Origin of the sequence: Candidatus Glomeribacter gigasporarum BEG34 (assembly GCF_000227585.1) — a bacterium.
Classification (GTDB): Bacteria; Pseudomonadota; Gammaproteobacteria; order Burkholderiales; family Burkholderiaceae; genus Glomeribacter; species Glomeribacter gigasporarum_B.
The window spans coordinates 1-21,822 of record NZ_CAFB01000049.1; the positions used below are offsets into that span (position 1 = coordinate 1).

Consider the following 21,822-nt stretch of genomic DNA (forward strand, 5'->3'; position numbering starts at 1 on the left):
CTGGACTGGATGGCTCCGCGGCGCGCGTTCTTGCCGGCGTGGCAGATCCGGAAAATGATTTCGATGCGATTAATAAGCGTACGCTTGATCAGACCAAGCAGGACATTGGCCATAATACAACTGAAATCCAGCGCTTAAATGATCAGGTCAGTGGATTTGATGGGCGCATTACTGATAACAGTCAGAGTATTCGGCAACTGAACGACGAAATCAGCGATTTCGATACACAAATCACAACGCATGCTTCAGAAATCAAAGCGCTGGATGAACGTGTGGCAAAGAATACTCAAGAGGTCCTCTGGTTGAAAAAGTATCACCAATCCCCTCCCCGCGAAGGAACGGACTGGATTTCAAAAGATGAAAAAACCGGCGCTATTACGATTGCCCGGACGCAGGAGAGTGAAAGGATCGATTTTTCAGGTATCCGAAGTGGCTTGAGGAATGGCGAGGTTTCCGCCCGTATTCTGACAGGGATTGCTGCGGGTGCGATTAACAAGGACTCTCGGGAGGCCATCAACGGCTCTCAGTTTTTTACATTGCAGCAGAGAGTGAATGGCCTAGATAAGCGGGCGACGGATATAGAGCATAAACTGGATGCGCTCAATGATACGCCGCCGGTTCGCGATGTTCCTGATCATCGCAATAACACACCGGACCACATCCATGATGACGCCATTGCACATGAAAATATTCGCCAAAAACCCTCTGTTGCGCCCGGCTCGGAAGGGTTTGCCGCGGGAGAGGGTGCATGGACCACGGGTAAAAACGGCACTGCGCTCGGGGCTAATACGCGCGCATCCGGAGATCATTCAGTTGCACTCGGCGATGGCTCCGTTGCCGAACGTAGTCAAACGGTCTCAGTAGGCTCGGAAGGCCATGAACGGCAAATTACGCATGTGAAAGCGGCTACTAAAGATACGGATGCAGTCAATCTCAAACAACTCAACGAGGGTTTAAGTCATACAGTCGAACAAGCGCAACAATATACCGATGAGCGCTTTGCAACGGTGCAAAATGCAATGAATCATGTCCAGGCTGAGCTGAATCAGATTGGAAAGGCGGCCTACGCCGGGATTGCAGCCGCAATGGCGATGCCAGATCTGACGCCATCGGGGCCAGGACACACCATTGTTGCCGCAGGAGCGGGCAGCTATAAGAGCGGGCGCGCGCTTGCGGTGGGGCTCGCCTACCGTTCCTATAACGCACATTGGTTAATCAACAGTGCGATATCGGTGACATCAAGCGGAGATACGGGGTTGCGCGCTCATATCGGCTATGAGTTTTGAGAACTTTTGAACAGGTTCTGAGTCATCGCAGGTTTGAAGCGTTGTTTGAGGCGCTGGCTCAGTTGATAAACCGCAGCGGCGTAGAAAAAGCTTTTGTTGTAGCGGGTCAGGATATAAAAGTTGCACAATCCGAGCCAATACTCGACCGGCTGGCCGGGCGTTGGCAAGTCAACAACCGTGACGGGTGTATCCAGCTCGGCGCGGAGGTCTAAAAAGGCTTTATTTAATAATAGGCCCGCTTGCAACAATTGTCCCAGCGTGTGATGCGGCTCAGGACGGCCATCGGCTGTGGCTTGCGCAATGCGCTGGCTGCCGGAGTCCACTCCAATGTTCCAGACAACCGGACGGCCGGCTTCCCAGCCGTATCGCCGCAGATAATGGGCAATGCTGAGAATGGAATCCGCTGCGCCTGTCAGCTCAGGCGGGCGGTTTGGTTCATCGCTGCGCGCATATTGAAGGATATTGCTTGGCATGAACTGCGGCATACCGATTGCACCCGCATACGATCCCAAAACGCGCGTTGGATCCAGTCCGATATCGCGCGTCCAGACTAAAAAATCTTCAAGATTTTGACGAAATAAGCGGGCGCGTTCCAGCCGGTTCGGCGCAGGCGGATAATCAAAGGCCAGCGTCGTCAGCGCGTCGAGCACGTGGAAATTGCCCATTTGGTGGCCATAAAATGATTCAACGCCGATGATTGCGACAATGATCTCAGGCGGTACGCCGAATGCGCGATCAGCGCGCCGCAACACGGCCTGATGCGCGCGCCAGAAGCGCACGCCTGCGCGAATACGCTTCTCATCCAGGAAGCTTGACCGATATACATGCCAATTGCGCTGCTGTTCAGGCGACGCGACCGGCATGACCTGCTTTGCAGAGGTCGCAGAATAACGGGCGCGTGCGAATAGACGGCGGAGCGCGTGCGCGTCGAAGTCATGACGCGCCGCCATTTCACTGATAAAAGCATCGACCGCCGGATGGTTCGCATAACGCCGCAGGGTAATATCTTCCTCAAGATTCTGGCCCTGCCCAACAGAGCGTTCGGGCTGGCTTTGGGCGAGCGCAGTATGGCCATGCGCCACCAGCGCAGAGCTTATAAAAAATGATGGGATGCGCTTAAGAAAAAAGAGTTTGGAAGAAAAACGAATCATGTTAAAAATGCTCAAACTCCGGAAGAAGCCGCCCGCAAGAGGTAGGTCAGATGAGTCCACGTGAAAAATCAATGCTTAATTTCTGGTTTCCTTGGTTGCAACCTGCGCTTCAAGGAAAGCATCGGCCGCTCAACCCAATGCCATGAAGCCAGTGCAAGTACGGTTGTACAAATGATCGCCATGCTTAAGCCATTGATAAAACTTATTTTATTCCCGGTCAGCCAGACCATTGTTTGCTGCACAGGAAAGGCATAAATGTATACGCCATATGACAAATCTCCAAACCGTCCAAATCTCCGAATCACAGGCGTCGATGCGGCGCCGCACAGAATCACGCCATAAGGCAAGGCAATAAACAGCGCAATATAGGGATGTCCCAAGCCCCCAAACGCTGCAGAGAATGCGCAGAGCGCCGCGCCAATAAACAGAGGCTTGGATTCCCAAACGGAGCGAAAGACGTGCATACACACGCCATACATAAAAAAGAGGCCGAATTCCTGGTTGAACACTCTGTTTGGATTGTGTTCTGCATGATGAAAACCAAACACATCGCACGCGAAAATCAATAGGCCGGCAAGCAGCAGCCATCGGCGTTTGAGTACACCCAAAAGGCCGAGCAGGCACAAGATTGCATACCACCGGACTTCAAGCGGAATCGTCCAGAGTGCACCATTCACTGACCGTTGATGCGGATTCCCATCAAAAACGCCTGGCAAGAAAAACCGAGCCTTCGTCAGCTTTAATGTCAAAAAATAGTCGCGCGTTTCAGCAGATAGGAAATATTGTTTGGCGGAAACTGTCGAAATCAGCGGGCCAAGCGCAAATACCGCTAAGAGCGTGACAACACACAACCCAGGCCAAATGCGCAAAAAACGGCGCACCGCAAAACGCACAATATTTGGATCCCGTTCCCAGCTTTGGGCGACTAGAAAACCGCTCAATGAAAAGAAAATCAATACGCCAATTCCGCCCAAGCTGTGACTCACGCCCCAATCGGGTTCAGAACGCCCCGTAAGCGCAAACTGATGACTGAACAGAACGAGAAAGGCAGCAAAGATGCGAATGAAATCAAAATTGTTATTTCTTGTAAACGACTGCATCTATTTTGGGTAACTGCCTGTGTGAAAACTTATTTTACTTGTTAACCTGTTGAACCTGCCTTCAGTCGCCCCACAACTTAACATAATATTAATTAGCAGCATTTAATTCGAAGAAAACAACACTCAAGAAGAAAACATCCAATAAATAGTAAGGAGAGCCTGGAATGATTGTCTTTAACATGTGGGACTTCCAATAGCACTGCCTTGCTCTTGCGTATGAATGCGCATATGCGGCAGATAGGATGGATAATGACGCTGAATAAATTCAATCAAGCCTTCTCTGATCTTACAGCGCAGATCCCAGTTCAGAGCCGAGTTTGCCGAACTGACCAGCACTCGAAGCTGCATCGCACGTTCACTTGTATCGGTCACCTGAAGCACTTGCGCGCGATGATCCCATTCAGGCGCAGCGTTGCATAAGCGGACCAACTCATCGCGCAACGGCTCAAGCGGCAAACGGTAATCGACCCACAAAAATATGCTGCCGATAATCTGGGCATTGGTACGCGTCCAATTCTGGAACGGGTTTTCGATAAACCATTGCAACGGTACGATCAAACGGCGTTGATCCCATAGACGGACCACCACATAACTACTGTGGATCTCTTCAATCCGCCCCCACTCCTCTGCGACGATGACCACATCATCCAGTCTGATGGGTTGGGTCAGCGCGATTTGCAGGCCGGCAATCAAATTACCCAGCACTGGCCGGGCGGCAATACCGGCAGCCAATCCAACTACCCCAGCGGAAGCAAGCAAAGTCGCGCCAATCCGATGCACTGCCGGGAACAACATCAAAATGGAGGAGAGGCCAATTAGACCCACAATCGCCATTACGATACGCGTGAGCACACGCACCTGCGTATGAATGCGTCGCGCGTTCAAATTATCTGAGACATCAATGGGATGCAGATAAGTAATGGTTTCTCCAGCAGCCATCACCATGCGCATCCCAAACCAGGACAATACGCCGATGAGTGCGAAGCCGCTCATATCGCGCAGCCATACAATGAGCGACAACTTGGGCGGCACCTCTTGCCAGGCCATTTGCAATGCACATAGCACAAGTAGGTATCGGGTCGGCGAATGAATTGCGCGCAGCATGATCGACGGTATAGCGCGCGTTCGCGCCAGACGCGTCAGGACCGTCATGCCTATCCGATGCGCGGCCAGCCCGATCAATAGCATGATAATAGTGATCATCGCTACGCCCGCCCATGAAGAAGGCGCAATCGCAATTTTTTGCAAGAAGTCAGAAAAAAGCATCCCCTCCACCCTAGTTGAACTGTTTATATATGCGTGAACGTGCAAGCGCGTTTAAAAAGCGTGAAGAAATTCTCAGTGGTTGCCGTCGCAATTGAAGTTTCAGTCTCACCGCGCAATTGAGCAACAAAGCGCCCCACATAATGGACAAAGGCAGGCTCGTTGACTGCCCCGCGATGCGGCGCCGGTGCGAGATAAGGCGAATCTGTTTCAATCAATAAACGCTGAAGCGGAACGCGCCGCGCCACTTCCTGCACTGCGGATGCGTTTTTGAAAGTGACGATGCCGGATATGGAGATATGGAAATTCAGCGCGAGCGCTTCCTGGGCCGCATCCCAGCCTTCAGTGAAACAGTGCATCACCCCGCCGACTTCCTCGGCGCCCTCTTCGCGCATGAGGATCAGCGTATCCTCAATCGCCGCGCGCGTATGAATAATCAGCGGTAAGCGCAGTGCGCGCGCGGCCCGGATATGCGTGCGGAAACGTTTGCGCTGCCATTCCGCGGCATCTAGTGTGCGCCCTTCCAGACGGAAATAATCCAGCCCCGTTTCCCCAATGGCCACCACCTTAGAAGACGCCGCGCGCTGCACAAGCCCGTCAACATCTGGCTCCTGCACGGAGGCATCCGCCGGATGCACGCCCACCGAAGCGAATACATTATTGTGTCGTTGTGCGAGTGCCAGCACCTCTGGAAAAGCTTCCAGGTCAATGCCCACGCATAATGCATGGCTGACGGAATGCGCGCGCATATTGTCCAGCAGCTGCGGCACACGTTCAGCCAAACCTTTTAGATTTAGATGGCAATGTGAATCGACAAACATAAGGGCGCTCAGAACGGATTTTTCGTGTTTAAGAGCCAGAGCATTTTTCAGTCAGATTGCGCCCGACAATCAGCACATCCTTTGCAATACCGTCCAGTTTGGCAACGCGCGGCAATCGTCCCCAGTCCACAAAACCCAGTGCATAAAAGAGTCTCAGACTTGAGAGGTTATGTGCAAACACAAAGCCAAGCAAGGCTTCAAGACCCAATGAGGGCGCGCATTCAAGCGCGCGTGTCAGTAATTGCCGGCCTAAGCCCTGCCTGCGCCACATTGGATCAATATAAATGCTCAGTTCTGCGGTAGCACAGTACACCGGACGTCCATAAAAATCCGAGAAGCTCAGCCAGCCCGCCATTTGGCCCGATGCAGCCTCGGCAATCCAAATCGGACGCAACTGTGGAGTGTGCATCTGAAACCACGTCAGCATACTCTCAGGCTTAATGGGTTCAAGATCGCCTGCGGCCTGACGGCTTGGCACCGTCTCGTTGTAGATTTCCACCATCGCAGGCAAATCATTCAACGTGGCGTTGCGGACAGAGAAATTCATTGCGCCTTCTGAAATTCAGCAAACACAGCATTCTATTTGAATTATTTCAAGAGATGCAGCAATAAATTTAAATGATTCTGAGAACCTGCCCACAAATCTACTGCGCGGGCATCATGCTACGTCGGTCGGTGCTCGGAATCCCCGTGTATTCCATATACATTCCGGTTCCTGCGCCGCGCAGGGCGGGGCAGGTCTGCCATCGCTGCGCGATGGAGGCGACCCCAGAGCGGCGCATTGCCCGCCGGCTTACCGCGCGGCTTGGCCCGCCGCAACAAACCGATCCCGCTTCGCGGGCCCCTCAGGCAGCGTTCCGGCGGGCCCTCCAAGCCTTCCGCCCGCTCGCTACAATTTGTGGACAGGTTCTGAGAAAAGCGCGCGGTATTCAGAATACATGACTTCAATCACCAGTCTTGTATTCAATGGATGATGTTCGACCGCGCGCTGTGCGTTGACATGCCTGAGATAGCGCAGCAGTTGCCGCGTATTCAGAGATTGCGCGCAGCGCTTCAGCGCTTCAGCCTCACCTGGATAATAACGCGGCCGGCGGGCCGAATATTGTGCAAGCAGATCATAGAGCCAGCGCTGCAGCCAACCTAATACGTCCGAGACCGGCGCTTTCTGCAGCCTTTCTCCGCAGGCAAAGGCATCGCACTGCGCGCCGGCGGCCAGTTGATCGAGCATAAAACGGCGCGCGGATGCCGGTGGATCCTGCGCGCCGGCGCGCGCGGCCAGAGGCGCGCCGCCAGCGGCGGCCAAGACCTCGCCGGCATTATGGATACCCTGACTGTTGAGCCAGACAAGCGCGTCCGCGCGCGCTGGCGCGTGCATCGGCCAGCGCTGGCAACGGCTGATGATCGTCGCCGGTAATATATCCGGACGCGCGCAGACCAGTAAAAATACGACCTCTGGCGGCGGCTCTTCCAGCGTTTTGAGCAGCGCGTTTGCGGAAGCGGCATTCAGGCTTTCGGCGGGCGCGAGCACAACCACCCGCCGCCCGCCGCGATGCGCGCTCAGAGAACAAAAATCAATCAACGCCCTCACCTGCTCGATTTTAATTTCCGCGCTCTGGACGCGCGCTTTTTCGGCGGTAGAGCCTGTGGAAGCCGTTGCGTTGCCTTTTGCCGATTCCGCTTTATTTTCGGGACAGACAAAGCGGATATCGGGATGAGTGCCGCGCGCAGACCAGTGACATGCCATACAACGTTCGCAAGGCTGGCCGCCGCTCAATGGCGTCTCGCAGACGAGCGAGGCGGCGAGGCGGCGCGCAAAACTGGATTTGCCAATGCCAGCGGGACCATGCAGTAATAGCGCGTGCGGCCAGCGCGCGCGCAATGTCTGCACGCGGCGCCAGTCATCAGACTGCCAAGGATAAATCGAAATATTCAAAGCTTCTCAATCATTTTTTCGAGCGTCTGACGAATTTCTTCAACGCTGCGCGTTGCATCGATGCGCACAAAGCGATGCGGAGCCTTGCGCGCGCGGCGCAAGTATGCATCGCGCACCCGCGTAAAGAAGGCGTGAGATTCGGATTCAAATTTATCCGGCGTCCGGACAGCGCCGCGCCGGGCGCTTGCAATCTCCGCTGGAATATCAAACAGCACTGTCAGATCAGGCTGCAGACCCTGCTGTACCCACGCCTCCAAAGCGGCAATCCGGGCGCAAGCCAAACCGCGCCCGCCGCCCTGATACGCGAATGTCGCATCGGTAAAACGGTCGCAGAGCACCCAGTCGCCGCGCTCAAGCGCGGGCTGAATCACCGTGGCAAGATGCTCAGACCGCGCCGCAAAGATCAGCAAGGTTTCTGTTTCCAATTGCATCGGCTGGCGCAGCAGCCATTCGCGTATTGTTTCACTGAGCGGCGTGCCGCCCGGCTCGCGCGTGGTGAGCAATGAAATACCAAACGGTTTTAAGCGCTCTAAAAGACGTTCACTGAACCATGACAGCTGCATTGACTTCCCCGCGCCATCGATGCCTTCGAATGTAATCCACTGCCCGCGCGTGGGTTGATCCATTGTGTTGAATAGAAGTCAAAAATCGACGAAAAAAATTGTATTAGCCAAGACTTAATCTGACAGTACTACACTTAGGAAAGGACTGCATAAAGCTTGGCCTATATGCTTGAGAGAATCCCTCTATTGCAGAGATATCCGATGACACCCATAAATCCAGGCCCGAGCCTGTCGCGTAAGCGCACACATAAACAAGTCTTTCTAGGGAAGGACTGCATAAAGCGAAACTTTGTAAGCTTTTGGAGTTGAATCCCGGTCAGTCGGCCAGCGCCCCCAGTCATTGAGAATTTTTTGTTTATTTGGCGAACCTGTGCGCCATTTTTCTGCCTGATCCGGGCCCTGCTGTAGCCGCACTCATGATGCGCGGGCTAATCGTTCTGTCCGCGCCATCCATAGATGAGCCAAGGCAAAGAGCGTCATAAGCTGAGCGGTATTTTTGCGCAAGCTACGATAGCGCACCTTGGCGTAGCCAAACTGGCGCTTGATGCCCCGGACAGGGTGTTCCGCTTTAGCGCGGATGCAGGGCTTGAACATGCGCTGCAGTGCCTCGGACCGGTGCACAAGGCCAGAGTCGGCGTCCACGCCGATGTGCGCTTTCATCCCAAAGTACCCCTGCTGGCCTTTCCTGGTCTGATGCATTTCTGGGTCGCCCGCCTTGCGCCGGTTCTGGGTCGAACTCGGCGCGTTGATCAGCGCGGCATCGACGACCGTACCCGAACGCAGCATCAACCCCTTCTCGCGCAGCAGAGCGTTGATCTTCGAAAACATCTGTTCCCGAAAATACACGGTACAGCGGCAGATCGTACAGCGTTTCTTCCATCGCCGCATCTGACAGACCGAACCACTGCTGCAAAAAGTGGATCCGAAGCAACGTCTCGACTGAGAAAGGCGGATGTCCCCTTTTCCCTGCCGGCGCGTACGGCGCAATCCATCCCGCCCGTTCACCCAAAAAGGGCCTGATCTGCACTTTTTGGGTTTCCTCTATAAAAGTCTCCACCGGCTTTAATCGCCCTGCTGCAGGCAGCGCCAAAATTCCAAAAAACATCTGTAAAAAGCGGGAAACATTAACAGGCCCATTTCTTGGATCATCCAGGTACCCTCCAGTGGAACCGTTCCTACTGGGAAACCCCAACCACCGTAAAAAATCAAACTGTTCCAGGTTAGTTTTCAGTACATTTCAACAGATATTGACCTTATAGGTAGTGTCTCAGTTTGAATTCTTATCGGCTAAAGCTGCAATTTCTTCAAGCGTCCATACATGACCAGTTATTCCAGCTTCCATTGCTGGGGTTACTCGTAAGGTTTTATGAATACGGCCAAAGTTATAATACATAAAATGTAGCTACAGCATGAGCATGGTTCTCAGCTTTCTTTGAGAACCCATTTGTTAATCGAGTAAAGCGACGCATACCCATGCGCATCGTTAAGTTTTGGCGTTCAACGTAGCTGGTGGATACCTTTTCAAAATCGGGGTTACCCGTAATAATTGTTTTCTTAGCACCTACATAGTTACTAGGGCTATAACGCTTTTCATCATTTGCAGGCTTCTATATAGGCTTTAAGTCCATCACTGGTTAATTGAATTTTGTTTTTTAAGCGTGATGCTAAATCTTCTATAAAGGGTTTTGCTGTTTCAGCATCACGATTTCCTACAGCCCATGAAGGAATAAGTTTAGTATCAGCGCAAATCGCCGTCCCTGTCCAAATGTCTCCAGCACCCTCTACGGCTTTTCTAGCAGTAACAACATTTTTTTGTTTAGCATAGCAGAAAGCCCAGACTTCATCTACTTGGACGTGCTTACAGGGTAAATTACGCAAAGCTTTATCTTGATATTCAGAACAAGCCTGCCCAACCTCTACTAATAGTTTAGTAACGGTATTAATGGAATACGTTAGCCATGCGGCTAGTAGAACGCAAGCTATTTCCTTCGACCAGGCAAGATAGGATTTGAGCTTGTTTTTGTAATGATAATTTATTCACGCCCTATATTATACAAAATATAGCATGAACAGTCAAGCATAAAATTCAATTAGAAGTATTTGTAGCTCAATTAATGATTGACCAAAGGAGGTGGATTTTGAGTAGTTTTCATAGCGTTTTGCAAACTTTTAAATATCTTGTTTGCAAGCTCCCAGTCTTCTTTTTTATTTTTTCCAGTTCGCATTTACTCATACTATTCACTTTATTTTAAAATTTCACTTAAGCTTGAGTTTTTTTATCATTATAAATATCGTTTCAAAACAGCTTCCTTCTGTTTTGGCAAATCAGCAATTTCTTTTTCTAAGGTGCTAATTTTGCTCTCTATTTTTTCAATTTCTGCAACTATTTTTTGCTGTTCACGAAGTGATGGAACAGGAATTTTTATAGAAGACAATAAAGTTTGATTAAGACTTTTGATATTAGAGCCTTTACTATTTCCTATAAGTTCATTTCTTACAATATCCGTTCTAAGATAATGGCACAAAAACTTTGAATTAACCTCATCATTTAATGATCTTATCCTAATTGTAAAACCTGAAAAAGAAATTTTTCCATTTAGCAAGTCGTCGATGTATAAAAATCGACCGACCAAATTTGCCGAGCCGTTTGATCTTACAACTAAAATATCTTTTGGTTTCAGCTCATATTCTTCCGATAATTGTCTATCAATTTGTACCTTTTCTAGCGACTTAATATCCGGTGAAAAATTATTCTGAAAGTCTCTTACTCCAATAATATTTATTACTTCCCCAAAACTATTTCGAGAATAATTCAGCCCATTTTTAAAAGAAACAATATTATTTAATTTTTTGTGTGTATAATTTTCATCTTGAAAAAGTTCCACAAATGAATTTTTAAGTTTCTGTATCTCCTCTCTTATCTTATCTTCCTGTTTTTTTAAATTATCCATTTCATCTATAATCTTTGCTTGTAATTCTTGGGGTGGAACAGGGACATTTAAAGCTTCAACATCACTTTTTGAAATATTTTTTAATGATTGCCCTTTAAATCCTTGCTCCAAAAGGCTTAAATTCTGAGACAGAAAATAATAGATATATTTAAGCAAAACATTTTTTTTCGTAATAATATATGTGTGATCTGAAGCAGAAAATTTTCCATTGATATAATGAATATTTGCAGTACCTCCATCTCCTATAAGTAATGCTTCAAAATCATAATCAAACGCGTTACATTTTTTTAATGTAGGTGATGAACCGACAAAAGGAAAGCTTCCTTTATCATCGACAAAGGAAGCTGGGCGTTTCCCTTTACCAATAAAGTTTGCTATGTCCTTTATTTCCGAAAATTCGTACTTACTTTCAATCTTTACTTTTTTTTTTAACCGAAGTGGAAATGTTTTTTTCAAATTCCACGCGGTCAAAGGTTAACATATCTACCAAAGCATGGCGGCTAATGTTTTGTTGCAGGCTTGGGTGTACCTCTTTTTTTAAATCACCTTTAAAGGCCTTATAAATATAAGTGCTTGCTTTTTCGGGGTTTTCAAAATTTTCCTCATCAAATAATTTAGTGCAATCGGCAATGGTTTTGCCACGTTGTATTGGGTGTATGCCCTCACTACCACGGCGGTTACTAAACTCATAACCTAAAAAGCATTTTTCATCATCTTTCTGCCCGCTTTTTACCAGTACTACTTGTTGGGGGTAAGCTAAAATAAAGTAAAATAGTTTTTCTGCTTCACGTTCTAAGACTTGTTTCCAAAAATCGGCTTCGTTTTTTGCTTTTCGTTTTTTGCGGTATTCCTTATAGATCTCGTGTTGTTCAATAGTTTTGTTGGGTTCTTTTTTCAGTAAAGTAATATAATCATTAAAAGCAATGCCTTCCCAAACGTGTGCTACATATTTACTTGCCGGCTTTTCTATGCCGTTTAGGGTAACATCTTTATGGTCGGTAAAAAATTTATCTGCCGCTTTTTTCAGGTTAATGCTGTCGTAATTATTTCTTCTTCGCAAAAACAACACAACGGTATTAGTGCCTGTTGCCATAAAGGTATTACTGCCCAGTTCGGTAATGCCAATAATTTCAAAATATTGTAAAATAATTTCGCGGGCTTTGGTATAAATACCCGTGTTGCTTAAAATAGAGCTGGGCAAAATAATACCCGCCATGCCCCTGTCTTTAAGTAATTGTTTGGTGCGCTCTATAAACAGGCATTCAATTTCACTGCTGTTATCTGTAAGGCCGTCGTATAAGTCAAAATCCTTTTCGGTATAGTAGCTACGCGCAGGTGTTTTAAATGCCGAAACTGAATAAGGCGGGTTTGAAATTACGATGTCAAACTGTTTATTTTCTTTCGGGAAATTCGCATCGGTTTTTTTAAATAAATCTTTATATTCTTTAGTGTTTTTAAAATTAGCTAAACCATCGCTTAAAATAACATTAGCCAGCCCATCACCATGCAGGTAGCAGCCTACTTTACCTACTTTTACCAGGCGATAATCTTTTTCTATGCCGTATACATATTGTGTAGCCCAATCAAAATGATCTTCCTGCCAGGCCTTTAATTTCTTTTTTGTTTCGTCAATAAAATCGTTCGGTTTTTTTTCATCAATGATGCGCTGTATTTCGTGCATACTTTCTGTAAGAAAATGCCCGCTGCCTGCCGCGTAGTCAATTATATAAGGTAACAAGTTGTTACGTTCACCTTTTTCAATTTTTTCATTTACTAGTGTATCTATAGGTAAACTTTTAATAATGAATTGAGCTACAGGCACAGGTGTAAAAAATTGTCCTGATTCTTGTTTTAACCCTGTTGTAAGAAGTAATTCAAAAAAATCAGATAAGTACTGCTGGCGCTTGTTATAGCGTATTCTAAAGCCTTGTAATAATTCAACAATCTCTTTTACGATTTTGGCATTTTCGGTAAACGATTTTTCGTCGTAAACTTCTTTAATGGCAAACTCATTGTTTTTTTCGAGGCGAAGTTTGTAGATAACGTTTTCTTTAAATTTTCTTTTAAGCTCATCATTGCCTACAAATAAAGAAGCGTATTCGTTTTCAAACTGTTCATCAGAAAAATCGGTTACCTCTTTGTCTAAAAATTCTTTCATTCCCGCTTTGTACAAGTCGGTTAAGCGTAGTTGAAAGCTGATGTTATCGTCTTTGCCTTCCAGCCATTGAAATTTTAATTCCTCATTTTCTTTGGTTGCTTTTTCATCATAAACCTTGCACAAAAACAGAGTGAAAATTTTATTGAAGGCATTGGGTTTATCAGAAACCACATTGTGGCGTAGAATTTCTAAAAAGCGGTTAAAGATAAATCCGCTATCTTCCTGCTGAATAGGTTTAAGTTGCTTACACGTAAGCGCTTTGCTTTCGTAATTATAAGGCTTTACCCATTCTTCAAAAACGCCATTATCTTTAGTAAGTTTATTCCATTTTTCATAAAAATCCTTCGCATCGCCTACACGATAGTCGGTCTCAATTTTTATTATCTCATTTTTATAAACAATCTCATTGCCTTTTAATTCAGAGGCATAAAGTATAATAATATCTGCTTTATTGCTGAATTTGAAATAAGTGAATAGTTGACCTCCGTCTTTATGTAAACGGGCAGAAGATTTTTCAAGTTCTTTACCGTAGGTTTTACATTCTATTAAAAGATATTCTGAGCCATCGTTACGGGTAACACAAACATCTAAACGCCCGCTTGTTCCATGCCCTGCTGGCCAGGTTTTTTCTAAAATAATATTTTCGGGCTTGTAGCCTTTTTCAAGTAATCTATCCACGCATTCTAAAACAACCCAGTTTTCTGCCTGAGAAAAGTTTTGAGTTGTTTTATTTTCTGCTTTTATTTTTTTGCCGTAATTGAATATTTCATTTTCAAAATCAACCTCAATAACATAACTGCCCACGTATTTTTTTATAAAAATATCTGAAACATTTTCTTTGGGTTTAAAACCAAGTATTTGAAGTATCTTTTTACTCATATGCTAACTTGATATACTAGAATATCTATAGGTTAATTGGAGGGAAGTTATTTTGTCAAACCCTATCTGTATTGATTATTTTTTATGTTGCCATCTTTTTTTGGCGGCTTTCTTCGCAATATTCGACCTCTGCTCAGGAGTGAGCTTTTCTGCACGAGCCTTCCCTCCCTTTACCCCCCCCCAGCCGACCAAGTGCAACAGCAGCAGGATTTTTCTTCGAAGGTTCATTTTCAGGAGGGATAGCCTCACCCGTCGCAATATCCACGATGAGCTTAGCTAGTTGATTTGGGTCACGAGGTCTTTTAGGCTTATTCATGACCCTATTATAGAAGAGTATGCTTGAGCGGTCAAAAATATAACTTTCAAACTGAGACACTACCACCTTATACATGTCATTGACACTCGCGTTATATTTATATAAATTCCTTATTTATTCCCCGATAGCTCAGTTGGTAGAGCAACGGACTGTTAATCCGTGGGTCGTAGGTTCGAGTCCTGCTCGGGGAGCCAAGGTGGATAAGGATTTCAGCGGAATTTGACAGATTATTTAAATCCGTTTTTAGACAAAATATGAGATTGTCTAATATTTCTGCAAACCTCTTCCCGTCGGGATACTGATTTTGCATGCAGCAGGCTCATAGAAACGCTTCGGTTGATGGACAGTCTGACTCTCCCCGCCGCGGGGCTGTTCGAGTTTTTGTGCGCCTCACTTTCGATATCAAAGCGCACTGAGCGCACGAATTCTTTCACAGGGTCTTCCTCATCTTCGGAATCTTCGGAAAGGCGCTTCATTCACTCTTCCCTATGCACAGAATAGACGAGTCGAGTAGCGCAAAGAGATCGCACCTTCACGCTCTCACAGAACCCGACGTGCACCTCTCGATTCATCAGGCTCTTATCGTCCAACCACTGTCTTCAACGACCCGTGCGCGAACAGCCCTGGCTGGCGGGATTTAACGCCGTTCAACCAAGCCCAGGCTCGCATCTTATGGTGTCGCAGACGTTTGTATTTCCGTCGCGCCCAACGTACTAGTGCTTCATCTATGGTACGCAGCGTATTGACCAATGCTGACCGATAGAATTGCCCGTAATACTGCATCCAACCCAACAGCTTCGGTCGTGTTCGCGCCGCTAGCTCGTTCAGGCTCAAATCATAGCGACGCAGCACCCCATCACGCCGCATCTCTTGCCGCATCGCTTTGGCTGCCTTGTCGCTGATGGCCGGTACGAATCCAACGAACCGCTTACCCATCCGATCTGTCACCCTACGCGGCCTGAAGGTATAGCCCAGAAAGTCAAATTGACAGTTCCGGTCATCTTCTTCTCTGCGCGCTTGTTTGCAGTACACGATCTTGGTCTTGCCCTCATGCAGTTCCAGCTTACATTCTGCTCATCGTCCTTCCAGTTGCTGCCAAAGCTCGCGCGCGTGCGCTTCGCTCTCTCAGTGACAGATGGCATCGTCGGCGTAACGCTCGAACGGCACATTCGGATGATGCTTTCGCATCCATTGGTCAAATGCATAGTGCAGGAATAGATGAGCTATCACGGGGCTGATTACCGATCCCTGTGGCGTTCCTTTATCAGGCTGCATCAACGTTCCGTCCGGCATTTGTACCGGTGCTTTCAGCCAACGCTCCAGATATAGCAGTACCCATTTGCAAGCGGTGTGACAGCGTATCGCCCGCATCAAAAGCTTCCAGTCAATACTGCCAAAGAAGTTCTCGATGTCGAGGTCTCATACCCAGGCATCACGCCAGCACCGCTGCCTAGCTACCGCTCATGCTTGATGCGCCGACCGCCTTGGGCGATATCCATACGAGTCTTCATGGAACATCGGTTCCACGAGCGGTTCAAGGTAGCGTTTGACTACCGTCTGCGCAATTCGGTCGGAGACGGTGGGCACTCCCAACGGTCTCTTTCCGCCTGCTTTCGGTATCTCTACACGCAGCACCGGCGGCGGAAAATAACTGCCTGACGCCAGCCGATTCCAGAGTCGATACAGATGGTTTACCTCCTCTATCTCGAATTCTTTGATCGACTGCCCGTCTACTCCCGCCGCACCGCGGTTCGCCTTCACTTGCGGGTAAGCTTCCCACACCATGCGTTTGGAAATATCAAATGGTTTTGCTTGGTTCATGCTAGTCCTTCTCTTTCAAGTTGCCAGCGTGATCAAGCTGGCCGATAGTGCCCCTTCGGTCCAGTTCCATGACAGAACCTTCCTCCCTAATACGAGCACTTCCGCCCCTGTGCCCCGCGTCGGTACTCTCATCTTGCGCAGTCCTTGCGCTTGAATTTCTTCCTTGGCATTAGGGCGACAAAGAAATTCCCAAGTTCCTTACCCAAGCCTGAATCACAGTCACACCACCTTTATGCCGGATGCCGATTGAGCCGTCAGCAGGCTTCGCTCAACCTCGTCCCAGAATAATCCGTCCTTCTGGTTTTGACAGCGCCTTTACTTTTTACGACACGTCTTCAGCAGTTCGCTTTCGCTTGTCTCTTTGATTCTCACCTCGCAAAGTTCATCTTTGCCTTTTCCACGACGCTCACCACCAAGGCTCTTAACCTTTGCAGCTCGTGGCGGTTTGAGACCTACTCCTGCAAGTCGATCTCGAGGGGCCTTCCCTCATCTTCGGTCAAGCATCGTGGGCATTTTTAAGGCTATGCCCACGTCCTTGGCACACACGGAAACAAAGCATGCGAATCGTGTTCTGAGTCTAGCATTCAGCGGTACATCCAAAAAGCCGAGCGTCCGTCATTCTGCTCCGAGTAAGAAATAGAAGTTGCCTACGCGGTTTGATCTGAGCGTTTTACTATTGTCCGTTTTTTTATTCGCTTGCGCTTAGCCTGCGCAATGTCTGCGCTTCTTAAAGAGGGTGGAAGGTGGAAGTGGAAGCGTATCTGGTTTTTTAACTGGAAAAGATAATTTTATAATTTACAAGTTCACACATTACTGAAAAATGGGGTTAGTTTTAGTCTTTTGTAAGGATTCTCGTCGGTTAGGTGAACCCTATGAATACTAATACTGCTCAGATTCCGCTTGATCTCAAAAGGTTTAGTTGCAGAGGTGAATTTCTATCGGATTTCATCGAGAGCTATTTTGAACCAGCCCATTTAAGAGACGTATGCACTAAAAAACATCTGATTGCCAATTTTCAGATGGCGAGTAGGAACGGTTTTGAATCCACTCATGACTTAATTGGCGTTAACCCGCGAGAACTTTGGGTCCAGGATGTAACCCAAAGAAGGGATAGGCTGAATATTGATTCTATTGTTATCTCTGATGAGATAAAAAATACAGAAAAGACAGAAAGTATTGAAAATCAATCAATATTCAGTAGGCGTCCCATAGGCATCAATCGAACTACTCTTGATTTTAATGGAATTATTAGATTTCACAGACTTATTAAATTTCCTCTTTCAAATCAAGTGAGCAAAAAAGTGGTTGCTCTACTTACAGTCTTTCAGGATTTAACTTGTCACTTGCATTGCTCAAGGGTATTTCAACTTTATCAAGGATTCTATCCCACAAAGAAAGCAATCCAAAAGACGCTGGAGCATTTTAAATTAGGAAAATATTTTTGCAGTCAACCGACCCACAAAGAAATGCAAGTTTTACTTTCGATGCGGGATGATTCTAGGCGTAAAATAGTAGCCAAGAAACTTGAATGTTCTGTTCCAACAGTGAACAATAATGTCGCAAGCATCCAGAACAAATTAACGTCGTGCACCCTGCATGATGTGCTGCTCAAACTGCCCGCGATACCTGAGAATAAGCAGAACTTGTATGTATACATTTAAAAGTAACCTGATTCTAGGGAGTCTAATTTTGCTCATGTGCACCCATGCAATATCAAATAGCAACGCAGCGGTCCTGGATAAAACGCTCGTCTATTGTTTTGACGCTAGCCCAACAGGCTTCGACGCGAACCAAGCCCGATCCATTCCAGAGTACACAACACACTCCTCCCCCCTTTATAACCGATTAGTCGATTTCAAGCGCGGAGAGACGAGACTTGAACCCAGCCTCGCTGAGCGATGGGACATTTCAAAAGACGGCAAGGTTTACACTTTTTATCTGCGGCGCGGAGTGAAATTCCATACCACGCCTTGGTTTAAGCCGACGCGCGAGTTCAATGCTGAAGATGTTTTGTTTACTTTCGAGCGGATGCGCAATCCCAACATGCCATTTCGTAAAGCCTATCCAGTTGAATTTATAAGTTTCCATCACTTTGGTTTAGACAAAATCATTTCCAGGATTGAAGCGCTGGATGAAGGTCATGCCGTGCGATTTACGCTGAATACGGTTCATGCGCCCTTTTTATCTAAGCTAGCGGCACCTTTTGCGTCGATTTTGTCTGCCGAATATGCCGCGCAATTGCTCAAAGAGGGGGATCCATCCAATATCAGTTGGAAGCCCGTGGGTACGGGCCCGTTTATTTTTCAGGAATATGTGAAGGACGCAACGATTCGGTTCAAGGGCAATCCCGAATATTGGAAACCCGATGAAGTGCAGTTGTCCAGACTCATCTTTGATATCACGCCAGACGCGGCGGTGCGTGTACAGAAGCTCAAGGCGAATGAATGTCAAGTCATCAGCAACCCGCGTTTAACAGATATTTCCGCGCTTGAACGCGATCCCAACATTCAGGTGGCTCAATCAGCAGGCTTCAATATGAGCTATCTGGCTTACAACACCACGCATCAGCCTCTGGGTGATGTGCGGGTGCGTCGAGCGCTCGATATGGCAATCGACAAAAAGGCCATCATTGATCAAGTGTATGCAGGGCGCGCACAAATCGCGGTTGCGCCGGTGCCGCCGTTGCAATGGTCGTATGACAAAACGCTGCAAGACGCGCCGCGCGATCTTGAAAAAGCAAAAGCCTTGTTGAAAGAGGCAGGCTATCCAAACGGCTTTACACTTTCTCTGTGGAGTCCGCACTCGATTGGGACGAATCCAAACCCGCAGTTAACAGCTGCAATGATTCAGTCAGACTGGAAAAAGATCGGAGTTCAATCAAAAATTGTGACCCATGAATGGGGCGAGTTTATTAAACGTGCAATCAATGGTGAGCACGATGTATTGCTGATCGGTGGGATTGGCACTTTCCCTGATCCTGATATTTGGCTTCAAATGCTGAGTTCTAACGCAGCGCGCAACGGTATCAATTACTCAAGATGGCGCAATCAGGCCTTTGACGATCTAATTCAGAAAGCGGTTCAAACGGTCGATATTGACGAGCGCACACAATTCTATTTAAAAGCGCAGAGAATTTTTAAACAAGAACAGCCGTTTACGCCCATTGCTTATTCTGCCGTTTACCAGCCGATTCATAAAAATGTGACAGGCTTCAAAATCAATCCTCTTGGCCCGACGATTTTTTCTGGGGTTGGCCTGAAATAACTTCTAGCGTTCCATTCTTCCTCTTCCAAAGCGCCTCAATTTGTGCAACCTCTAAAAAATCTTGCTTAAATCTGTCGCGTATTCGGCTCCCAAACGTTACATCCTCTTCATTCCAGTATTGAAGAATGAGAGATGCAAGCCCTGCAGGCCGCAGTTCATAGATGCAATTCAGAATGTCATTCTTGCTTGGATGAAGACACTTCTCCTCATAGATTTCTTGTATCAATGCTGCGTGCTTAGAGAGCTTGAGTTTTTCTTCATCAAGAAAGTCCATATCTCCCCCAGATTCAATGTCAAAAACAGAGTGCCTAGGCGGCTATCGTCAACTTGTTCTGGATAAAGGGATACGGTGAAAAATGCTGGATCATGATCCTAAAAGAAAGAATCTAAGAAAAAGAAAAGAATCACGTAATAATAAATTTGATATCTGATGAATAGTTGGGTTGGCCTGCCTCTCGCTCACCGAACCAAAAATTCACTGGCAGGGACGCTGGATCAGGCTAAATACGCCAGGAGCCTGTCCCGTATGATCTGTCGATCAGCGGGCGTGAAGCCTAATAATTTTCGGGCGGGATATCGATAGGCCGGCCCGCCTGGGGCGACCTGATCGGTTTCGCCATAGTGGTGCACGCGCGCCAGGCGGGCGACGCGGCCTGTAAAGCCCACCGTGATACCGCGTGCATCGCTTTGGCTTTTTAAAAAGCGCGCGGTGCGCAGTTTGACAAACATCGCCTGAGGCTTGCGCCGAATGCGCCCCATTTTCTCGCGCAGCCGCGCGGAGGGGTGCGCGCGCTTTACGCGGTGCAAATGCGCTGCCGTCTGGATTGCGCTGCGCCGCGATGCGCGATTGCTGGCTACGGCGCAGCGCAACGGCGAGGGTGCGCGCGAGCCGGCGGCGGGCGCTCGGCTGAAGACGCGCAAGACGCGCGCCCATCCACGCTTCTACGGCGTGCACTTGGAACACGTGCTTTGCAATATCCATTCCAACGGGCGTAAGCTCCATTTCGAACCCTCCGGTTTGTCTGTGAAAATCTTTATGATCTTCCCATCTTTGACACTTCGATGCCGTCGGCCTGTGAGGGTCTACTTCCATTCCTGAGAGGTTCCCTAAAAGATACCCATAATCTTTGCTTGCCAAAGCCTATAGTTTTCGGGCATTGCTAAGTGATACTGAATTCTCAAAGACAAGTCCACCATTGCTGCGGATTTAGACACCACCTTCGTTCTTCGGGTCATTCTGGCTAAGAAGTGACGGGTATTGGCGTTGTCCTGCTCAATGGCGGTGGTATAGGCTTTCCCAACCGTATGTTGCTCTCTGGGCAAGACCTTTTGATACACCTCCCAAGCATCTGTGAAATAGCGGGCTGATCGGTGTTTGACCTTGTCGTACAGCCTTCTAAAGGTTGCTTCGTCCCTCTGACCGACCACCCAAGCTATACACTTTCTCGAATAACGGTCTAATGCTTTCCAGATCCAGACCTTTTTTTTGATTGAATAAAGTGCCACATCTCATCGAACTCAATGGCTGTGATGTCTTGAGAGATAAGAGGTTCAGATATTTGAGGACCCGCCTTTTTAATCCATAAATAGACGCGTTTACGGGTCGTTCCTAACAACCGAGCAATCATCCCATAACTGCTTTTCATCGTGCCGTAGAGCAAAACCGCTAATGCCTTGGCCTCTGGAGGATAGCCTTTGTCTTGCCGACGACCCCCTAGAATAAAGTGATATTGACAGGTTTTGCAGTAGTACCTTTGTTGGCTTCTTATCCTCCCCCGCTTGATGAGGTGTTTTGTTTCTGTGCACCGCTTGCAGCTTATCATTGTTGTTTTGAGAACTACTGAAAAACCGTTTAGTTTAGTCTAGAGATCTATTGGGGAACACTCTCCCATTCCTCTCACCGCTCACGGAGCAGAGGGGCGGCGTTCATTACATTCCACCTTCAATTTGGGTGGACACCCATACTCCGCTTCCAACCTGCAATAAGCGAGGTGCGGAAAATTGAGCGCTTACCTTCAACCAGCTAGATTCGGGTGATTGTCCAAGACTGTTTTGACCGGGCCAAAGCAAAGCTTGAAGCCGATGGCTTTCAGGACGAAGCGGAGGCGCTCTCGGAGGCGACGGTGCATTGGCTCCGGCATACAGGTATTTCGGAGGATGTGGAGCATTGGCCAAGAGAACACGTGCGGGATAATGCGGGGCATAGTTCGAGTGCAATTACCGATAAATACATCGACATCGAGCTGCGGGCGCGGCATGCGAGCGGGAGACGGAAGCGGGTGAAGCCAGTGTAGGCAATTTGTTCGCAGTCATCCG

19 protein-coding genes, 1 tRNA gene and 3 pseudogenes are annotated in these 21,822 nt (G+C 47.8%); 5 read left to right on the forward strand and 18 right to left on the reverse strand.

Annotation, left to right across the window (positions count from 1 at the left end; translation table 11 throughout):
- The coding region (locus CAGGBEG34_RS09675; RefSeq protein WP_203224844.1) for a YadA family autotransporter adhesin at positions 1 to 1,286 on the forward strand (1,286 nt) is incomplete at its 5' end.
- Here CAGGBEG34_RS09675 and mltB read toward each other — a convergent pair.
- From mltB to CAGGBEG34_RS06465, 11 genes and pseudogenes are all read right to left on the reverse strand, one after another.
- Positions 1,274 to 2,437: a lytic murein transglycosylase B gene (mltB, locus tag CAGGBEG34_RS06425; RefSeq protein WP_081463772.1), complete on the reverse strand. Its 1,164-nt coding sequence runs from the start codon at positions 2,435 to 2,437 to the stop codon at positions 1,274 to 1,276. The two genes, CAGGBEG34_RS09675 and mltB, sit on opposite strands and share 13 nt — an antisense overlap.
- A 68-nt stretch (positions 2,438 to 2,505) precedes the next feature.
- Positions 2,506 to 3,537, reverse strand: a complete 1,032-nt coding sequence (locus tag CAGGBEG34_RS06430) for an acyltransferase family protein (RefSeq protein ID WP_006682964.1) — start codon at positions 3,535 to 3,537, stop codon at positions 2,506 to 2,508.
- 174 nt (positions 3,538 to 3,711) lie between these two features.
- On the reverse strand, positions 3,712 to 4,803 hold the full coding sequence (locus CAGGBEG34_RS06435; RefSeq protein ID WP_006682965.1) for a mechanosensitive ion channel family protein: 1,092 nt from the start codon (positions 4,801 to 4,803) through the stop codon (positions 3,712 to 3,714).
- Between the two features lie 23 nt (positions 4,804 to 4,826).
- On the reverse strand, positions 4,827 to 5,621 hold the full coding sequence (locus tag CAGGBEG34_RS06440) for a TatD family hydrolase (RefSeq protein WP_042688255.1): 795 nt from the start codon (positions 5,619 to 5,621) through the stop codon (positions 4,827 to 4,829).
- Positions 5,622 to 5,649: 28 nt separating this feature from the next.
- Positions 5,650 to 6,168 carry a GNAT family N-acetyltransferase gene (locus CAGGBEG34_RS06445; RefSeq protein WP_006682967.1) on the reverse strand — a complete coding sequence of 173 codons (519 nt, stop codon included), beginning with the start codon at positions 6,166 to 6,168 and terminating at the stop codon, positions 5,650 to 5,652.
- Between the two features lie 342 nt (positions 6,169 to 6,510).
- Positions 6,511 to 7,554, reverse strand: coding sequence for a DNA polymerase III subunit delta' (gene holB, locus CAGGBEG34_RS06450; protein ID WP_006682968.1), 1,044 nt, complete (start codon positions 7,552 to 7,554; stop codon positions 6,511 to 6,513).
- Entirely contained in the window at positions 7,551 to 8,180 is a 630-nt protein-coding gene (tmk, locus tag CAGGBEG34_RS06455) for a dTMP kinase (protein WP_006682969.1), read from the reverse strand. Before tmk ends, holB begins: the two co-directional genes overlap by 4 nt.
- Positions 8,181 to 8,531: 351 nt before the next feature.
- Positions 8,532 to 9,222, reverse strand: a pseudogene (locus CAGGBEG34_RS06460) (transposase).
- A 162-nt stretch (positions 9,223 to 9,384) separates the two neighbouring features.
- Positions 9,385 to 10,158, reverse strand: a pseudogene (locus tag CAGGBEG34_RS10225) (IS1 family transposase).
- A 241-nt stretch (positions 10,159 to 10,399) separates the two neighbouring features.
- Positions 10,400 to 11,524, reverse strand: a complete 1,125-nt coding sequence (locus CAGGBEG34_RS11345; RefSeq protein ID WP_050009343.1) for a restriction endonuclease subunit S — start codon at positions 11,522 to 11,524, stop codon at positions 10,400 to 10,402.
- Positions 11,478 to 14,105: an N-6 DNA methylase gene (locus CAGGBEG34_RS06465; RefSeq protein ID WP_050009345.1), complete on the reverse strand. Its 2,628-nt coding sequence runs from the start codon at positions 14,103 to 14,105 to the stop codon at positions 11,478 to 11,480. The genes CAGGBEG34_RS11345 and CAGGBEG34_RS06465 overlap by 47 nt, the downstream gene beginning before the upstream one ends.
- Positions 14,106 to 14,539: 434 nt before the next feature.
- Here CAGGBEG34_RS06465 and CAGGBEG34_RS06475 point away from each other — a divergent pair.
- Positions 14,540 to 14,615: transfer RNA gene (locus CAGGBEG34_RS06475), tRNA-Asn, on the forward strand.
- A gap of 33 nt (positions 14,616 to 14,648) precedes the next feature.
- On the opposite strand, the gene CAGGBEG34_RS11055 is transcribed toward CAGGBEG34_RS06475, so the two are convergent.
- The 4 genes from CAGGBEG34_RS11055 to CAGGBEG34_RS11355 form a co-directional block, all read right to left on the reverse strand.
- Complete coding sequence (locus CAGGBEG34_RS11055; RefSeq protein ID WP_158641819.1) at positions 14,649 to 14,897, reverse strand: hypothetical protein; 249 nt, start codon at positions 14,895 to 14,897, stop codon at positions 14,649 to 14,651.
- Positions 14,898 to 15,000: 103 nt separating this feature from the next.
- Positions 15,001 to 15,453 (reverse strand): group II intron maturase-specific domain-containing protein, encoded by a 453-nt coding sequence (locus CAGGBEG34_RS11765; RefSeq protein WP_238985008.1) that lies wholly within the window; start codon positions 15,451 to 15,453, stop codon positions 15,001 to 15,003.
- Between the two features lie 93 nt (positions 15,454 to 15,546).
- Complete coding sequence (locus CAGGBEG34_RS11770; RefSeq protein WP_238985009.1) at positions 15,547 to 15,792, reverse strand: reverse transcriptase domain-containing protein; 246 nt, start codon at positions 15,790 to 15,792, stop codon at positions 15,547 to 15,549.
- 90 nt (positions 15,793 to 15,882) lie between these two features.
- Entirely contained in the window at positions 15,883 to 16,242 is a 360-nt protein-coding gene (locus CAGGBEG34_RS11355) for an RNA-dependent RNA polymerase family protein (RefSeq protein ID WP_203224845.1), read from the reverse strand.
- Positions 16,243 to 17,114: 872 nt separating this feature from the next.
- On the opposite strand from CAGGBEG34_RS11355, the gene CAGGBEG34_RS06485 reads away from it, so the two are divergent.
- Together CAGGBEG34_RS06485 and CAGGBEG34_RS06490 are read left to right on the forward strand one after the other, a co-directional pair.
- Entirely contained in the window at positions 17,115 to 17,903 is a 789-nt protein-coding gene (locus CAGGBEG34_RS06485; RefSeq protein ID WP_006682971.1) for a transcriptional regulator, read from the forward strand.
- A 34-nt stretch (positions 17,904 to 17,937) separates the two neighbouring features.
- On the forward strand, positions 17,938 to 19,506 hold the full coding sequence (locus CAGGBEG34_RS06490) for an ABC transporter substrate-binding protein (RefSeq protein WP_042688256.1): 1,569 nt from the start codon (positions 17,938 to 17,940) through the stop codon (positions 19,504 to 19,506).
- Here the strand turns inward: CAGGBEG34_RS06490 and CAGGBEG34_RS06495 are convergent.
- From CAGGBEG34_RS06495 to CAGGBEG34_RS06505, 3 genes and pseudogenes are all read right to left on the reverse strand, one after another.
- Complete coding sequence (locus CAGGBEG34_RS06495; protein WP_042688257.1) at positions 19,460 to 19,780, reverse strand: hypothetical protein; 321 nt, start codon at positions 19,778 to 19,780, stop codon at positions 19,460 to 19,462. The two genes, CAGGBEG34_RS06490 and CAGGBEG34_RS06495, sit on opposite strands and share 47 nt — an antisense overlap.
- A 221-nt stretch (positions 19,781 to 20,001) precedes the next feature.
- Positions 20,002 to 20,488: pseudogene (locus CAGGBEG34_RS06500) on the reverse strand (phage virion morphogenesis protein).
- A gap of 125 nt (positions 20,489 to 20,613) precedes the next feature.
- Complete coding sequence (locus CAGGBEG34_RS06505) at positions 20,614 to 21,012, reverse strand: IS1 family transposase (protein WP_102033296.1); 399 nt, start codon at positions 21,010 to 21,012, stop codon at positions 20,614 to 20,616.
- 527 nt (positions 21,013 to 21,539) lie between these two features.
- On the opposite strand from CAGGBEG34_RS06505, the gene CAGGBEG34_RS06510 reads away from it, so the two are divergent.
- Positions 21,540 to 21,800 (forward strand): site-specific integrase, encoded by a 261-nt coding sequence (locus CAGGBEG34_RS06510; protein WP_042688258.1) that lies wholly within the window; start codon positions 21,540 to 21,542, stop codon positions 21,798 to 21,800.
- Positions 21,801 to 21,822: the final 22 nt, after the last annotated feature.

Coding starts and splice junctions, on each gene's coding strand:
- mltB (WP_081463772.1), bottom strand. CDS start 2,437: ATGATTCGTTTTTCTTCCAAACTCTTTTTTCTTAAGCGCATCCCATCA.
- CAGGBEG34_RS06430 (WP_006682964.1), bottom strand. CDS start 3,537: ATGCAGTCGTTTACAAGAAATAACAATTTTGATTTCATTCGCATCTTT.
- CAGGBEG34_RS06435 (WP_006682965.1), bottom strand. CDS start 4,803: ATGCTTTTTTCTGACTTCTTGCAAAAAATTGCGATTGCGCCTTCTTCA.
- CAGGBEG34_RS06440 (WP_042688255.1), bottom strand. CDS start 5,621: ATGTTTGTCGATTCACATTGCCATCTAAATCTAAAAGGTTTGGCTGAA.
- CAGGBEG34_RS06445 (WP_006682967.1), bottom strand. CDS start 6,168: ATGAATTTCTCTGTCCGCAACGCCACGTTGAATGATTTGCCTGCGATG.
- tmk (WP_006682969.1), bottom strand. CDS start 8,180: ATGGATCAACCCACGCGCGGGCAGTGGATTACATTCGAAGGCATCGAT.
- CAGGBEG34_RS06465 (WP_050009345.1), bottom strand. CDS start 14,105: ATGAGTAAAAAGATACTTCAAATACTTGGTTTTAAACCCAAAGAAAAT.
- CAGGBEG34_RS11055 (WP_158641819.1), bottom strand. CDS start 14,897: ATGAAGCGCCTTTCCGAAGATTCCGAAGATGAGGAAGACCCTGTGAAA.
- CAGGBEG34_RS11770 (WP_238985009.1), bottom strand. CDS start 15,792: ATGCGGGCGATACGCTGTCACACCGCTTGCAAATGGGTACTGCTATAT.
- CAGGBEG34_RS11355 (WP_203224845.1), bottom strand. CDS start 16,242: ATGAACCAAGCAAAACCATTTGATATTTCCAAACGCATGGTGTGGGAA.
- CAGGBEG34_RS06485 (WP_006682971.1), top strand. CDS start 17,115: ATGAATACTAATACTGCTCAGATTCCGCTTGATCTCAAAAGGTTTAGT.
- CAGGBEG34_RS06490 (WP_042688256.1), top strand. CDS start 17,938: ATGTGCACCCATGCAATATCAAATAGCAACGCAGCGGTCCTGGATAAA.
- CAGGBEG34_RS06495 (WP_042688257.1), bottom strand. CDS start 19,780: ATGGACTTTCTTGATGAAGAAAAACTCAAGCTCTCTAAGCACGCAGCA.